Below are 12,748 nucleotides of genomic sequence, written 5' to 3' on the forward strand. Positions count from 1 at the left end.
CGCCACCTGAAGCAAAAAAAAGCCCCGCTCTCTGTAAAGAAAGCGGGGCTTTTTCGTGGTTGAGGATCAAGGTTTTGAAGCGATAGCCGTCTCCACCGCCTTGATGAAATCAGGATCGTCGGGTTTTATCCGACTGGAAAAGCTGCCAACTACCTTGCCCTGGCGATCCACGACGTATTTGTAGAAATTCCATTTCGGCGCGCTGGACTGTTCGGCCAGGTGCTTGAACAAGGGAATGGCATCCGCGCCCCGTACCGGTTGCGGTTCGGTCATGGTAAAGGTCACGCCATAGTTGACGTAGCAAACCTTGGCGGTCTCCGCGCCGTCCTTGGATTCCTGCTTGAAGTCGTTGGACGGCACGCCCAGCACTTCCAACCCTTCACTTTTATAGCGCTGGTTAAGCGCCTCGAGCCCTTTGAATTGTGGAGCGAACCCACAGAAGCTGGCCGTGTTGACCACCACCAAGGGTTTGCCAGCGAAACGCTGGCACAAATCGACGGTTTCCTTGGCCCGCAGCTTGGGCAGCGAACCCTCCAAGAGTGACGGGCACTCAGCCGCCCATACATGCCCGGTCATAGCCAGCAACAGGGTGGGAACAGCAAACCAACGCATCATGTCGGATTTTCCTTGTAAGCCTGTCAGACCACGACGTTACTCCGCGCGCCCGATGCCGTCCACACGTCAGCAGCTGCCCATGCCCAGCTGCATCAAAACCAACCCGCCCTGGCGCCAGCCCCACCAGGCGACCGCCAGCAGCGCGGCGGCGCCGGCTGCGATCAACCATGGGCCGACGCGGCTCATGCCGCACCCGCCTGGGCTTGCAGGCGGGCAACCGGGCGCTCACGCACCGGCCAGTTCAACGCAGCCGCGAGCAGGCTGAGCAAAATCGACACCTGCCAGATCAAGTCGTAGCTGCCCGTGCGGTCGTACACGACGCCGCCCAGCCAACCACCGAGGAACGAGCCCAACTGGTGGAACAGGAACACGATCCCACCCAGCATCGAGAGATTTCGTACACCGAACAACGTGGCGACCGTCCCGTTGGTCAATGGCACCGTCGATAACCAGAGAAAACCCATCGCCATGCCGAACAGATAAGCCGTGGTCGTCGTCACTGGCAACCACAGGAACAGGCCGATCACCACCGCCCGCACCAGGTACAGGCCAGTCAGCAGGCGCGGCTTGGACATGCGCCCGCCCAGCCAGCCGGCGGTGTAGGTGCCGAAGATATTGAACAGACCGACCAGCGCCAACACGGTGGTGCCGACGCTGGCCGGCAGGTGCTGGTCCACCAGATAGGCCGGCAGATGCACGCCGATGAACACCACCTGGAACCCGCAGACAAAAAAACCGACCGCCAACAGCCAGAAACCGGAATGACTGCACGCCTCGCGCAACGCTTCGGACAAGGTCTGCTCGTTGCCGCTCAGGGGTGCCGGTGCGTCCTTGAGCATACTGACCAAGGGCACGATCAACGCCACCAGCAGGCCCAGCGCCAACAGCGCCGCGGACCAGCCGAGCCAACCAATCAGCCCCAGCGTGCCCGGCAACATCGCGAACTGGCCAAACGAGCCGGCCGCGCTGGCGATGCCCATGCCCATGCTGCGTTTTTCCGGAGGGACGGCCCGCCCGACCACACCAAGAATCACCGAGAACGAAGTGCCGGACAGGCCGATGCCGATCAACAGGCCGGCGCTCAACGACAATGACCAGGGCGAGTCGGCCATGCCCATGAAGACCAGGCCGACCGCATACAGGACACCACCGATCAACACCACTTTTGCCGCACCGAAGCGATCCGCCAGGGCGCCCGTGAAAGGCTGCGCCAGGCCCCAGATCAGGTTCTGCAAAGCGATGGCGAAGGCAAACACCTCCCGGCCCCAGCCGAATTCGGCGCTCATCGGCGCCAGGAACAACCCGAAGCCATGCCGCACGCCCAGGGACAACGCCAGGATCAGCGCACTGCCCACCAGGACCCAACCACAGGTACGCCACATCGATGTCATTCTTATTCTCCGGTCGCGGGTATATACCCACTTATCATCGGACGAACCGGCGTCACGCCAACTCATCCAGCAAGGCCAGCAAGGTCGCGCGCTTTTCGGCACCGAGCTTGTCGATCAATTTCTGTTGTGCCGCTTCCCAGGCCGGCAATGCCGCCGCCAACCGGGCATTTCCCGCCTCGGTGAGCACAACGATGCGGTTGCGCAAATCGTCGCCCTCAGCCAACTTCACCAACCCCTCGCCTTCCAGCACCCGTAGGTTGCGCCCTAGGGTGCTGCGGTCCAGGCCCATGGCCTCGGCCAGGGACGAAATGCTCGGCTGGTCCAGGCGCGCCAGGTTATTGAGCAAAGAATACTGGGCAACGTTGATCCCGAAGCCATCGAGAGCGCCGTCGTAGTACCTGCTGACGCCACGCGCGGCGCGACGCAGGTTGATGCACAGACATTGGGAAGGAAGCATGATGCGTGTATATACCCGCGACTAAATGAATGCAAATTTAAATGAGGCCCTGACCGCTGACAAGCCGGGATTCAGCTCAAGGCCAACGCCACCAGAACCGCCATTTCCAGCAATTCCAGCAAGGCGCCCGCGGTGTCGCCGGTGCATCCCTGCAGCCTGCGCAGCATGATGTGGCGCAAACCGATAAATACCAGCACGGCGACCGCCAACGTCCACAGCCCCGCCCATCCCATCACCAGCACGCACCCCAGCGCTCCGGCCGACAACACCTGCCAGCCCGAGCGGCGCGGCAAATGATCGGCCAACGCTTGGCCCAGCCCACCGGCACGCACATACGGCGTGGTGAGGAACAACCCCAGCAAGGCGCTACGCCCCAGCACCGGCACAACGAGCAAGGCCAACGCATCCCCCTGCTCGATCAGCGCCACCAGCGCGGTCCATTTGAGCAGCAACACCAGCACCAGCGTGACCACGGCGATCGGCCCGCTGCGTGGATCCTTCATTATCAGCAACGTACGCTCACGATCGCCGAAACCGCCGAGCCAGGCATCGGCGCTGTCGGCCAGGCCGTCCAGGTGCAGCCCGCCGCTGAGCAGCACCCACGCCATCAGTAGCAGCGCGGCATGCAGCATCACCGGCGCGCCCGCCAACAGTGCATCGAGCAACCACAGCAAACCGCCGAACAACAGCCCCACCACGGGATAGAACAACAGCGAACGCCCCAGCTCGCGGGGCTCAGGCATGCCCGGCAAGCGAATCGGCAAGCTGCTGAGAAATTGCAGGGCGATCCAGAAGGGCAACATGCTCAGCCAGCCTCTCTAAGCACGGGGCCGGAGGACACCGCCAGTAAAAACAGCGCACCATGGCCGACTTCGACATTCAGTAATTGCTCGCGTGGCAACCCCCGGGCCTGGGCCAGTAGCAAGCGCATCACGCCGCCATGACTGACCAGCAACACGCGCTGACCGGCATATGCGAGGTGCAAGCGCTCGACCGCCGCCAGCACCCGCGCCGAGAACGCTAATACCGGCTCACCTCCGGGAGGTGTGAAGGCGTAAGGATCGGCCCAAAAGCGACCGAGGGCCTCGGCGTCGGTCTCCATCAATGCCGCCGCGCTGCGACCTTCCCAGGCGCCGAAATGCAACTCTTGCAAGTCTTTGTCCGCCTGCACCGGAACGCCAAGCCGGGCGCCAAGTTGTTCGGCGAAACGGGCGCATCGCTGCAATGGCGAGCACACCAGGCGATCCCACGGCCCGCCTTGGGCGACCGCCTCGTGCATCTGCTCCCAGCCCCTGGCCGTCAGGGCGTCGTCGAGGCTGCCGCGCAAGCCGCCGCCCAGCTCGGTTTCACCGTGACGCAGCAGGTCCAGGCGCAAGATCATGCCGGGCGATCCGCCACGGCCGCTTCGGCAAACGTCGCCATCTGCCCGTGAAGGTCACAGGCCAGGCGCAACAACGGCACCGCCAGCGCCGCGCCACTGCCCTCGCCCAGGCGCAAGCCCAAGTCCAGCAGCGGTTCGGCGCCGAGGGTTTCCAACACGTGCCGGTGACCCGGCTCGGCACCGCGATGACCGAACAGCAGCCATGGGCAACATCCGGGATTGAGCCGCACCGCCACCAGCGCCGCTACGCTGCAGATAAACCCATCCACCAGCACGGCGACGCCCTGCTGAGCGCAGGCCAGGTACGCACCGACCAACGCCGCGATTTCGAAACCGCCGAGGTTGAACAATGTCTGCAACGGGTCGCCGCTCGCACCACCGTGCAACGCCAGGGCCCGCTCGATCACCTGGGCCTTGCGGCTGATACCTGCCGCGTCCAAGCCCGTGCCCGGCCCGACCAGGTGCGTCACCGGGCAGTCGAGCAAGGCACAGGCCAGGGCACTGGCGGCAGTGGTATTACCGATGCCCATCTCGCCGCCGATGAACAATTGCGTTCCAGCCGCGACCGCGCGCGCCACGCTATCGCGTCCGGCTTGCAGGGCCTGTTCGCCTTGCGCCAGGGTCATCGCCGGCCCCCGGACGAAATTCGCCGTGCCAGGACCCAGGTTCAAATGGCGCACGCCGTGCAAATTCAGCGAAGGCGTTACAGTGCCCAGGTCGATCACTTCCAGGGACGCGCCCAATTGCCGCGTCAGAACGCTGATGGCCGCGCCGCCGTTGACGAAGTTGAGCAACATCTGCCCGGTGACTTCCTGGGGATACGCCGAGACACCTTCGGCCACGACGCCATGATCACCGGCGAAAATCGCAACCCACAACCGGTCAAAGTTCGGTTTGACCTGCCCTTGCAGGCCCGCCAGTTGCACCGCCATCGATTCCAGTCGCCCCAGGGAGCCGGCCGGTTTGGTCAGCTGTTGCTGACGGGCCGCGGCCTGTTCCAGCGCTTGGGTATCGACGGGCTTGCACGGGTCCAGCCACCAGCGGTGATTCATAACGCAGTTCCTTTAAGGGTCAGGGGCAAGCCGGCGACGGTCAACACGACGCGCTGACAACGTTCGGCCAGGGCTTGATGCAGCCAACCGGCTTCATCGACATAACGACGGGTCAACTCCCCCAGCGGCACGACGCCCATGCCGGTCTCGTTGCTGACGAATATGACCTCGCCAGGAAGCGCACTGATGCAATCCAGCAGCGCTTCACGCTCGGCGACCAGCCGGTCGGCGTCATCAAGCATCAGCAGGTTGGTGAGCCAGAGCGTCAGGCAATCCACCAACAGGCATTGATCATGTGCGGCGTTTTCTTCCAGCACCCGCGCCAGCGCCAACGGTTCCTCCACCAGCGCCCATTCGGCGGGGCGCCGGGCGCGGTGCTGGGCGACACGCTCGTTCATTTCGCCGTCCAGGGGTTGACTGGTGGCGATGTAAGTCACCGGCAAGCCTGTGCTCGCGGCGAGTTTTTCGGCCAGGCGACTCTTGCCCGAGCGGGCGCCGCCGAGGATCAGTTGGAGCATGTTCATACCCTTTCAAAATAGGCGGTGTGGGTGCCGACCCCTTCGCGAGCAGGCTCGCTCCCACAGGATCTCTGTGCGCCGCAAGACCAATGTGGGAGCGAGCCTGCTCGCGATGACGCCAGCCCAGCCACCCTAGATCCCACAGAGCTCACGCAGCAGCCCGGTGTCCAGATGCCGCTCCACCAAATCCGCCAACCGCTCGATATCTCGCTCGCGCAAGCCGTGGTAATCCACCGTCTGTACGTCCTCCAGACCCGACCAACGCAGCAATGCACTGCTGGCTGCCGGCGACTCAAAGAGCCCATGCAGATAAGTACCAAAAATCTGTCCATCGCGGCTCTGGGCGCCATCGCAACGGCCATCGTCCAAGCGCACCGCCGCATGTTCCAGGGCCGCGCCGACGGTGACGCCCGCGTGGATTTCGTAGCCGCTGACCTCGGCGTCTTCCAGGGTCAGTCGCCCGCGGACGTTGCGCAGTTGCTTTTCGCGCTCCAGGGTCGTTTCGAAATCCAACAAGCCCAACCCGGCGCTGGAACCTGCCACGCCTTCCAGCCCGAGCGGATCGTGGACCTGCTGGCCGAGCATCTGCAAACCGCCGCAGATACCCAATAACTTGCCGCCGTAGCGCAAGTGGCGCTGGATGGCCGTTTCCCAGCCATTAGCCCGCAGGTAGGCCAAATCGCTGCGCACGCTTTTGGACCCGGGCAGGATAATCAGGTCGGCAGGCGGGATGGCCTGGCCAGGGCCGATGAATTGCAGGTCGACCTGCGGATGCAGGCGCAGCGGGTCGAAATCGGTGTGGTTGCTGATGCGCGGCAGCACCGGCACCACTACCTTGAGCACTTGTTCAGCCTTGTCGGCCTGGCGCTGGTCGAGGCCATCCTCTGCCTCCAGGTGCAGGTCCATTACATACGGCAACACGCCGATCACCGGTTTGCCAGTGCGCGTTTCCAACCAATCCAGCCCCGGCTGCAGCAAGGCGATATCACCGCGAAAACGATTGATGATGAAACCCTTTACCCGCGCCTGCTCGCTGGGCGAAAGCAACTCCAGTGTGCCGACCAGATGGGCGAATACCCCGCCACGATTGATGTCGGCAATCAGCAGCACCGGGCAGTCCACCGCCTCGGCAAAGCCCATATTGGCGATGTCTCCGGCCCGCAGGTTGATCTCCGCCGGCGATCCCGCGCCTTCCACCATGACGACCGGGTATGTCGCGCTCAAGCGCGCGTGGGAGGCCAGTACCGCTTGCATCGCGATGGCTTTGTAATCGTGATAGGCCACCGCGTTCATGGTGGTCACGGCACGGCCATGGATGATGACCTGGGCGCCCGTATCGCTGTTGGGCTTGAGCAGCACCGGATTCATGTCGGTATGGGGCTCGAGGCCACAGGCCTGTGCCTGAACAGCCTGGGCCCGGCCGATTTCGCCACCGTCGGCGGTCACCGCGCTGTTGAGCGCCATGTTCTGCGGCTTGAACGGCACCACCTTCACACCCTGGCGCGTAACCCAACGGCAGAGCGCCGTGACCAAGGTACTTTTGCCGGCATCGGAGGTGGTGCCCTGCACCATCAAGGTTGTCATCGAATGTCCTTGGCGTAGGCCTCGAAAGCCTGCTCGAGGCGCAGGAACCCGGCATCATCGGCGGGCAACCCGAAACGCAGGCTGCTGGTGTGGATGAACAGGCGCAGCAGAATGCCGCGATGGGCCATGAATTCATACAGGGCCTGGGCGTGCGGGGTGACCAGCCACTGGAACAATGCGCAGCCGCCCTGGGGCTTGAAGCCGAAGCGTTGCAGCGTCGATGCCAGGCGTTGGCTGGTTTCTTCGCAGCGCTGTCGTTGACGAACCTGGGCCTCGGTATCCAGAAGACACGCCTCGCCCAGGACCCGGGTCGGCCCGCTCACCGCCCAGGGTCCGACTTGCTCGGCGAGCAGCTTGAGCAAACGCCGCTCCGCCAGGACAAACCCCAGGCGAACCCCGGCCAGGCCAAAGAACTTGCCAAACGATCGCAATACAATCAGCCCGACCTGATGGGCGTGGGCGCTGAGGCTCAGATGCGGTGTCATGTCCATGAACGCTTCATCCACCACCAGCCAGCCACCGCGCTGGGCCAACCGTGCGTGCCAATTCAGCAAGCGTTCGGGGCTCAGGCTCAGGCCCGTGGGGTTGTTCGGATTGACCACCACCAGCACGTCGAGGCTGTCGAGGAAAAAATCGACTTCCGTCTCCAGCACTTCGCGCACGATGTACCCGCTGCGGCGCCAGGCTTCGGCGTGCTCGGCGTAACAGGGCGACAAAACACCCACCTTGCCGGCCCGGCGCAGGCGCGGCAACAGCTGGATGGCCATCTGCGAACCGGCCACCGGCAACACGTGCGTCGCTTCGTAATAATCGCAGGCGGCCTGCTCCAATCCATCGTCGGCCTCGGGTAGGCGCGCCCAGGCCCGCAGCGGGATCGGCGGAACGTCGAACGGCCAGGGCGCCAGGCCGCTGGACAGGTCGAGCCAGTCGGCCTCGGCAATGCCATATTGCCGGGAGGCCTTGCGCAGTCGTCCACCATGCTCAAGCATAAAACTCGGCTCCGAGGCAGAGAATCAGCAGCCATAACCATACGCCGCGTTGCACCAATTGCCAGCCGCGATCAATGGAATCGGCACTGGCCGGCACGCCTTCGCCCAAGGGCGGACGTTGATGCAGCTCGCCGTGGTAGATCGCCGCGCCGCCCAGCTCCACGCCCAGCGCTCCGGCGCCGGCGGCCATCACCGGCCCGGCATTGGGGCTGTCCCAGGTTGGCCCCTGGGTGCGCCAACATCTGAACGCCAGTCGGGTCTTGCCGAGCAACGCGTAGGTCAGGGCCACCAGGCGCGCGGGAATATAGTTGAGCATGTCGTCGATCTTTGCCGCCGCCCAGCCAAAACGTTCGAAGCGCTCGTTGCGATAACCCCACATGGCGTCGAGGGTATTGCTCAACCGATACAACACCACGCCAGGCGCGCCAGCCACCGCGAACCAGAACAAGGCGGCGAACACCGCGTCGCTGCCGTTTTCCAACACCGACTCGGTGGCGGCGCGGGCCACGGCGTTTTCATCCAACTCGGCGGTTTCGCGGCTGACCAGATAACTCACCCGCTGGCGTGCCTCGTCCAGATCGCCACTGCGCAACGCCCGGGCCACTGGCTCGACATGTTCACCAAGGCTGCGCAAGCCGAGGGCGCAATACAACGCGAGAATGTCCACCAGCCACCCTACCAGGGGCGCCCAGGACAAGGCTGTGGCCAGCAACGTCAAGGGCAGCACGGCGATGATCCACGCCGTGACACCGTGACTGCGCCAGCCCCGTCCACCGGAGTTGAAACGCTGTTCGATACGATTGGCAAGACGGCCGAACGCGACCAGAGGATGCCAGCGCCGGGGCTCGCCCAGCAACGCATCCAGCGCCACCGCGGCGGCACTGAGCAACGCTACGCTCATGGACGCACTCCCCAGCGATTTTCATAAATCAGTTCCTCGAGCGGCCGCGGTTTCGCCCAGCCTTCCAAGGCGAGCATGGGCGCTGGGTAAAAGCCCTCGACCGGCCCCAGGCACAGAATCGCCAGGGGCTTTGCGCCCTCCGGCAGGCCCAACAGATCGGCCATGGCCTGGGGCTCGAACAACGACACCCAGCCCATCCCCAGCCCTTCGACGCGGGCCGCCAGCCACAGATTCTGGATCGCGCAGGACAGCGAGGCCAAGTCCATTTCCGGCAAGGTCCGGCGACCGAAAATGTGCCGCTCGCGGTCGTCCATCAACGCGGCCACCAGCACTTCGGCGCAGTCGTGGATACCTTCCACCTTGAGCTTCATGAATTCATCACTACGCTCGCCCAGGGCTTCGGCGGTGCGAATGCGCTCTTCTTCCACCAGGTTCTGGATTTCGCCGCGCAAGGCGCGATCGCTGATGCGCAGAAACCGCCACGGCTGTATCAGCCCGACGCTAGGCGCCTGGTGCGCGGCTTCAAGCAGGCGGCGCAGCAATTGCGGCTCGACGCTGCCGCCGATGAAATGACGCATGTCTCGGCGTTCGGCGATGGCGCGGTAGACAGCCTCGCGTTCGGCTTGGGAAAAAGTGCTGTCTGTCATGGCCGATTCGCGAGCAGGCTCGCTCCCACACTGGCAGGCGTCGTACTGGAGGTCACACCATCCCCTGTGGGAGCGGGCCTGTTCGCGAAGGCTGCTTCTCGGTCCGGCGCAAACAAAGCGGCAATCGCCCTCGGATTGGACGGAAAATAAAAATGCACGTACGAAGCCGTCATCCGCCCTTGTCGGAAAACCGTCTCCGCCCCTCGCCCGCCATTGGGGCTATGCCCACGGGCAATCGGCTCAAGCGTGGTGCTGGTCAAGGAATGATGATAGGTATGCCCGCGCAGGTTGCCTTCCGGCAGATCCACCGATTGCAGCGCGAGGGCCGCCAAGCGTTTTTGCATCTGCGCATCGCCGCTCAGCATACCCAGCAGTTCGGCGCGCGTGCCTTCGACGTCGGTGAGTGAATCGAGCAGGTACAGCATGCCGCCGCATTCGGCGAGCAAGGGCTTATCGGATGCATGGTGGGCGCGGATCGCCGCCAGCATGGGCGCGTTTTGCGCCAGGGCAACGTGGTGCAGCTCGGGATATCCACCGGGTAGATAGAGGCTGTCCGCCTCGGGCAATTGGGTGTCGTGGATCGGCGAAAAGAAACTCAACTGCGCGCCCATGGCTTGCAGCAGATCGAGGCTGGCGCCATAAGTAAAGGCAAATGCCTCATCACGGGCCACGGCGATGCGGACGCCGTCGAGCCACCGCTCAACGGCCGTCAGTTCCGGCGCCGCGAACTCCACCGAAGGCGGCAATGCCACTTCACAACTGCCCGCCAGCGCCTCGGCGGCGGCATCGAGACGCACGTCCAGGTCATTCAATTCGCTGGCCTGCACCAGGCCAAGATGGCGGCTCGGCAGCTCGATGCCGGTTTCCCGCGAAAGCGCGCCGTACCAGCGCAAGCCTTCAGTCAGGCTCCCTTCGAGCAATTGCGCGTGGCGCAAGGTGCCGACCCGATTGGCCAAGACCCCGGCGAAGGGCAAATCCGGCTGATACCGTGCCAGGCCCAAGGCCAAGGCACCGAATGTCTGGGCCATGGCCGTGCCATCGATAACCGCCAGCACCGGCACGCCGAAATGCCGGGCCAGGTCGGCGCTAGACGGTGTGCCGTCGAACAGCCCCATCACGCCTTCAATCAAAATCAGGTCCGCTTCTGCGGCGGCTTCCCACAACAACCGGCGACTTTCCTGCTCTCCGACCATCCACATGTCCAACTGATAGACCGGCGCGCCACTGGCTCGCTCAAGGATCATTGGATCGAGGAAGTCGGGACCACACTTGAACACGCGCACCTTGCGCCCCTGGTTGCGGTGCAACCGGGCCAGAGCCGCGGTGACGGTGGTCTTGCCCTGGCCTGAAGCCGGGGCGGCAATCAAGACCGCCGGGCAATGGCGGCTGGCGGTCGACACTCGGCTCACAGTTCGACGCCTTTCTGCGCCTTTATCCCGGCCTGGAAAGCGTGCTTGATCATGCCCATTTCGGTCACGGTGTCGGCCAGCTCGATCATCTCGGGCTTGGCGCCGCGGCCTGTCACGATCACATGTTGCATGGGCGGACGAGCCTGCAGATCACTCAAGACCTGATCCAGGTCGAGGTAACCGTGCTTGAGGGCGATGTTCAGTTCGTCGAGCACCACCAGCCCAATGGACGGGTCGCTGAGCAACTCACGGGACACCGCCCACGCGGCTTCGGCGGCGGCAATGTCGCGCTGGCGATCCTGGGTTTCCCAGGTAAAGCCCTCTCCCATGACATGGAAGCGCACCTGCTCCGGGAAGCGGCGGAAAAACAGCTCCTCGCCGGTGCTGTTGCGACCCTTGATGAATTGCACCACGCCACATTGCATGCCGTGCCCCATGGCCCGGGCCAGCATGCCGAACGCAGAACTGCTCTTGCCCTTGCCGTTGCCGGTCAGCACCAGCAGAAGGCCGCACTCGTTGGGCGAATTGGCGATGCGCTCGTCAATCACGGCTTTCTTGCGCAGCATGCGCGCCAGGTGGCGTTCGTCGCGATCGGGCGTGTCGGTCATGGGGGAGCTCTCCGTTGGGACTGGATAACGGCGGGCGGGCATAAAAAAGGACGGCAACGAGCCTGGCATCGCCCACCGTGATGCCGTTGGATGAATCAGGCCGGTCTCCGGGCTCATGAGCGGCGTAACGCCTGGCTGTGCGCCTTCCCATGTCATGCGACACAGTGGCCTATACGCAGCCTTGACTCATTTACCGTTGCGGGGGCAGCGCCGGGTTTGTGCACGCACCGGCTTCCCTGTTTCACCCTATCGGCCATTGCCATAGAGCACCTGAAACAAGCCGCGAAGGTTAGAGGGTTGGGGGTTGAGCGTCAATTAAAGCCGCGATGGGCAGCGCAATGGATATTGGCCGGGATCAATAAGCTGACGTCAATCTTGTGTGATCCTGCGGCAAGTGATATCAAAGAGACACTACGACCCGATATCACAAGAACAAGAGGGCAAATGCGATGCAAGGCATGATCATCAGCAATCCGAAACTGGAATTCCTGCGCCCGGTGCTGGAACGCTGGTTCGATTGTATCGACCGCTACAACGCCGTGCGCGGCGATAACGACACACCCTATTGGCACAATGAAAAAGCCAATCTCGGTCTGCTGTCGGCCGCAGCCTGGATGGCGGAGATGGTCACGCTGCAGGACGCAGCGACTCGCAAGCAGAATGAAGAAGGCGAACGTAATGTCAGCGCCGATCTGTTGATTGCCAGCAGCGATGAACGCGCCTACATCCAGAGCACGCAGCGCTGGCCGAAGGTCAACAACCTGAACCTGACCCAACCGTTGCTGGAAGCCACCAGCGACGCCAAGCGGATCAGCTACGCCAGCGACCTGAAACTGGGTTGCCTGTTCATCGCCCCGCAAAAAGCCCAGCAAAGCGCGACGCCAGAAGAGTTGCAGGACATGATCGATGACCTGCAAAAGGAAAACACCTGCGCCGTGGCCTGGTACTTCCCTTATGCCTACCGCAAGTTGCGCAACGAGGCCGGACACTATCACCCAGGGGTCGCGGTGCTGTTCAAGCAGGCTCATGGTTGATTGTGGCAGCGAGCCTGCTCGCTAGACGGGGGAGCAACCCGCATTTCACTGCCAGGTTGACCTGCTTTCGCGAGCAGGCTCGCTCCCTCAGGAAATTCGTTTGCCAGGCGGGTCGCCCCACCGTTGAACCATCCCACGTCTACGCTTCTCTATGAGTAATCA

14 protein-coding genes and 1 riboswitch are annotated in these 12,748 nt (G+C 63.5%); of the genes, 1 reads left to right on the top strand and 13 read right to left on the bottom strand.

Going from position 1 to position 12,748, the window contains the following annotated elements:
• Positions 1-66 precede the first annotated feature (66 nt).
• The 13 genes from DOCECA_RS15525 to cobO all read right to left on the bottom strand — a co-directional run bounded on the left by DOCECA_RS15525 (position 67) and on the right by cobO (position 11,552).
• A complete protein-coding gene (locus DOCECA_RS15525; protein WP_420767432.1) occupies positions 67-615 on the bottom strand; it encodes a glutathione peroxidase in 549 nt (182 codons plus the stop codon).
• A 182-nt stretch (positions 616-797) separates the two neighbouring features.
• Complete coding sequence (locus DOCECA_RS15530; RefSeq protein ID WP_445570772.1) at positions 798-2,006, bottom strand: MFS transporter; 1,209 nt, start codon at positions 2,004-2,006, stop codon at positions 798-800.
• 52 nt (positions 2,007-2,058) lie between these two features.
• Positions 2,059-2,463, bottom strand: coding sequence for a MarR family winged helix-turn-helix transcriptional regulator (locus DOCECA_RS15535; RefSeq protein ID WP_030142382.1), 405 nt, complete (start codon positions 2,461-2,463; stop codon positions 2,059-2,061).
• A 71-nt stretch (positions 2,464-2,534) separates the two neighbouring features.
• The gene (locus DOCECA_RS15540; protein WP_445570773.1) at positions 2,535-3,266 is read right to left on the bottom strand and encodes an adenosylcobinamide-GDP ribazoletransferase; all 732 of its coding nucleotides are present in this window, start codon (positions 3,264-3,266) and stop codon (positions 2,535-2,537) included.
• Between the two features lie 2 nt (positions 3,267-3,268).
• On the bottom strand, positions 3,269-3,844 hold the full coding sequence (cobC, locus tag DOCECA_RS15545) for an alpha-ribazole phosphatase family protein (RefSeq protein ID WP_445570774.1): 576 nt from the start codon (positions 3,842-3,844) through the stop codon (positions 3,269-3,271).
• Entirely contained in the window at positions 3,841-4,896 is a 1,056-nt protein-coding gene (gene cobT, locus DOCECA_RS15550; protein WP_445570775.1) for a nicotinate-nucleotide--dimethylbenzimidazole phosphoribosyltransferase, read from the bottom strand. Before cobT ends, cobC begins: the two co-directional genes overlap by 4 nt.
• The gene (gene cobU / locus DOCECA_RS15555; protein WP_420767519.1) at positions 4,893-5,414 is read right to left on the bottom strand and encodes a bifunctional adenosylcobinamide kinase/adenosylcobinamide-phosphate guanylyltransferase; all 522 of its coding nucleotides are present in this window, start codon (positions 5,412-5,414) and stop codon (positions 4,893-4,895) included. The genes cobT and cobU overlap by 4 nt, the downstream gene beginning before the upstream one ends.
• A gap of 132 nt (positions 5,415-5,546) precedes the next feature.
• The gene (locus DOCECA_RS15560; RefSeq protein WP_445570776.1) at positions 5,547-6,998 is read right to left on the bottom strand and encodes a cobyric acid synthase; all 1,452 of its coding nucleotides are present in this window, start codon (positions 6,996-6,998) and stop codon (positions 5,547-5,549) included.
• Positions 6,995-7,987: a threonine-phosphate decarboxylase CobD gene (gene cobD, locus DOCECA_RS15565; RefSeq protein WP_434648649.1), complete on the bottom strand. Its 993-nt coding sequence runs from the start codon at positions 7,985-7,987 to the stop codon at positions 6,995-6,997. Before cobD ends, DOCECA_RS15560 begins: the two co-directional genes overlap by 4 nt.
• The gene (cbiB, locus tag DOCECA_RS15570; RefSeq protein ID WP_434648650.1) at positions 7,980-8,888 is read right to left on the bottom strand and encodes an adenosylcobinamide-phosphate synthase CbiB; all 909 of its coding nucleotides are present in this window, start codon (positions 8,886-8,888) and stop codon (positions 7,980-7,982) included. The genes cobD and cbiB overlap by 8 nt, the downstream gene beginning before the upstream one ends.
• Positions 8,885-9,535: a 5,6-dimethylbenzimidazole synthase gene (bluB, locus tag DOCECA_RS15575; RefSeq protein ID WP_445570777.1), complete on the bottom strand. Its 651-nt coding sequence runs from the start codon at positions 9,533-9,535 to the stop codon at positions 8,885-8,887. The genes cbiB and bluB overlap by 4 nt, the downstream gene beginning before the upstream one ends.
• Complete coding sequence (locus DOCECA_RS15580; RefSeq protein WP_445570778.1) at positions 9,532-10,944, bottom strand: cobyrinate a,c-diamide synthase; 1,413 nt, start codon at positions 10,942-10,944, stop codon at positions 9,532-9,534. Before DOCECA_RS15580 ends, bluB begins: the two co-directional genes overlap by 4 nt.
• Positions 10,941-11,552: a cob(I)yrinic acid a,c-diamide adenosyltransferase gene (cobO, locus tag DOCECA_RS15585; protein ID WP_420767442.1), complete on the bottom strand. Its 612-nt coding sequence runs from the start codon at positions 11,550-11,552 to the stop codon at positions 10,941-10,943. The genes DOCECA_RS15580 and cobO overlap by 4 nt, the downstream gene beginning before the upstream one ends.
• An 81-nt stretch (positions 11,553-11,633) precedes the next feature.
• Positions 11,634-11,841: riboswitch (cobalamin riboswitch) on the bottom strand.
• 160 nt (positions 11,842-12,001) lie between these two features.
• On the opposite strand from cobO, the gene DOCECA_RS15590 reads away from it, so the two are divergent.
• Entirely contained in the window at positions 12,002-12,586 is a 585-nt protein-coding gene (locus DOCECA_RS15590; RefSeq protein ID WP_434560187.1) for a hypothetical protein, read from the top strand.
• The last annotated feature ends 162 nt before the right edge of the window (positions 12,587-12,748 follow it).

This window comes from Pseudomonas sp. E102, assembly GCF_052660185.1.

What these genes read in the sequence shown, in the direction of transcription:
- cobU (WP_420767519.1), bottom strand. Translation starts at nt 5,414, where the DNA reads ATGCTCCAACTGATCCTCGGCGGCGCCCGCTCGGGCAAGAGTCGCCTG.
- cobC (WP_445570774.1), bottom strand. Translation starts at nt 3,844, where the DNA reads ATGATCTTGCGCCTGGACCTGCTGCGTCACGGTGAAACCGAGCTGGGC.
- cbiB (WP_434648650.1), bottom strand. Translation starts at nt 8,888, where the DNA reads ATGAGCGTAGCGTTGCTCAGTGCCGCCGCGGTGGCGCTGGATGCGTTG.
- cobO (WP_420767442.1), bottom strand. Translation starts at nt 11,552, where the DNA reads ATGACCGACACGCCCGATCGCGACGAACGCCACCTGGCGCGCATGCTG.
- cobD (WP_434648649.1), bottom strand. Translation starts at nt 7,987, where the DNA reads ATGCTTGAGCATGGTGGACGACTGCGCAAGGCCTCCCGGCAATATGGC.
- DOCECA_RS15535 (WP_030142382.1), bottom strand. Translation starts at nt 2,463, where the DNA reads ATGCTTCCTTCCCAATGTCTGTGCATCAACCTGCGTCGCGCCGCGCGT.
- DOCECA_RS15560 (WP_445570776.1), bottom strand. Translation starts at nt 6,998, where the DNA reads ATGACAACCTTGATGGTGCAGGGCACCACCTCCGATGCCGGCAAAAGT.
- bluB (WP_445570777.1), bottom strand. Translation starts at nt 9,535, where the DNA reads ATGACAGACAGCACTTTTTCCCAAGCCGAACGCGAGGCTGTCTACCGC.
- DOCECA_RS15540 (WP_445570773.1), bottom strand. Translation starts at nt 3,266, where the DNA reads ATGTTGCCCTTCTGGATCGCCCTGCAATTTCTCAGCAGCTTGCCGATT.
- DOCECA_RS15590 (WP_434560187.1), top strand. Translation starts at nt 12,002, where the DNA reads ATGCAAGGCATGATCATCAGCAATCCGAAACTGGAATTCCTGCGCCCG.
- DOCECA_RS15530 (WP_445570772.1), bottom strand. Translation starts at nt 2,006, where the DNA reads ATGACATCGATGTGGCGTACCTGTGGTTGGGTCCTGGTGGGCAGTGCG.
- cobT (WP_445570775.1), bottom strand. Translation starts at nt 4,896, where the DNA reads ATGAATCACCGCTGGTGGCTGGACCCGTGCAAGCCCGTCGATACCCAA.
- DOCECA_RS15525 (WP_420767432.1), bottom strand. Translation starts at nt 615, where the DNA reads ATGATGCGTTGGTTTGCTGTTCCCACCCTGTTGCTGGCTATGACCGGG.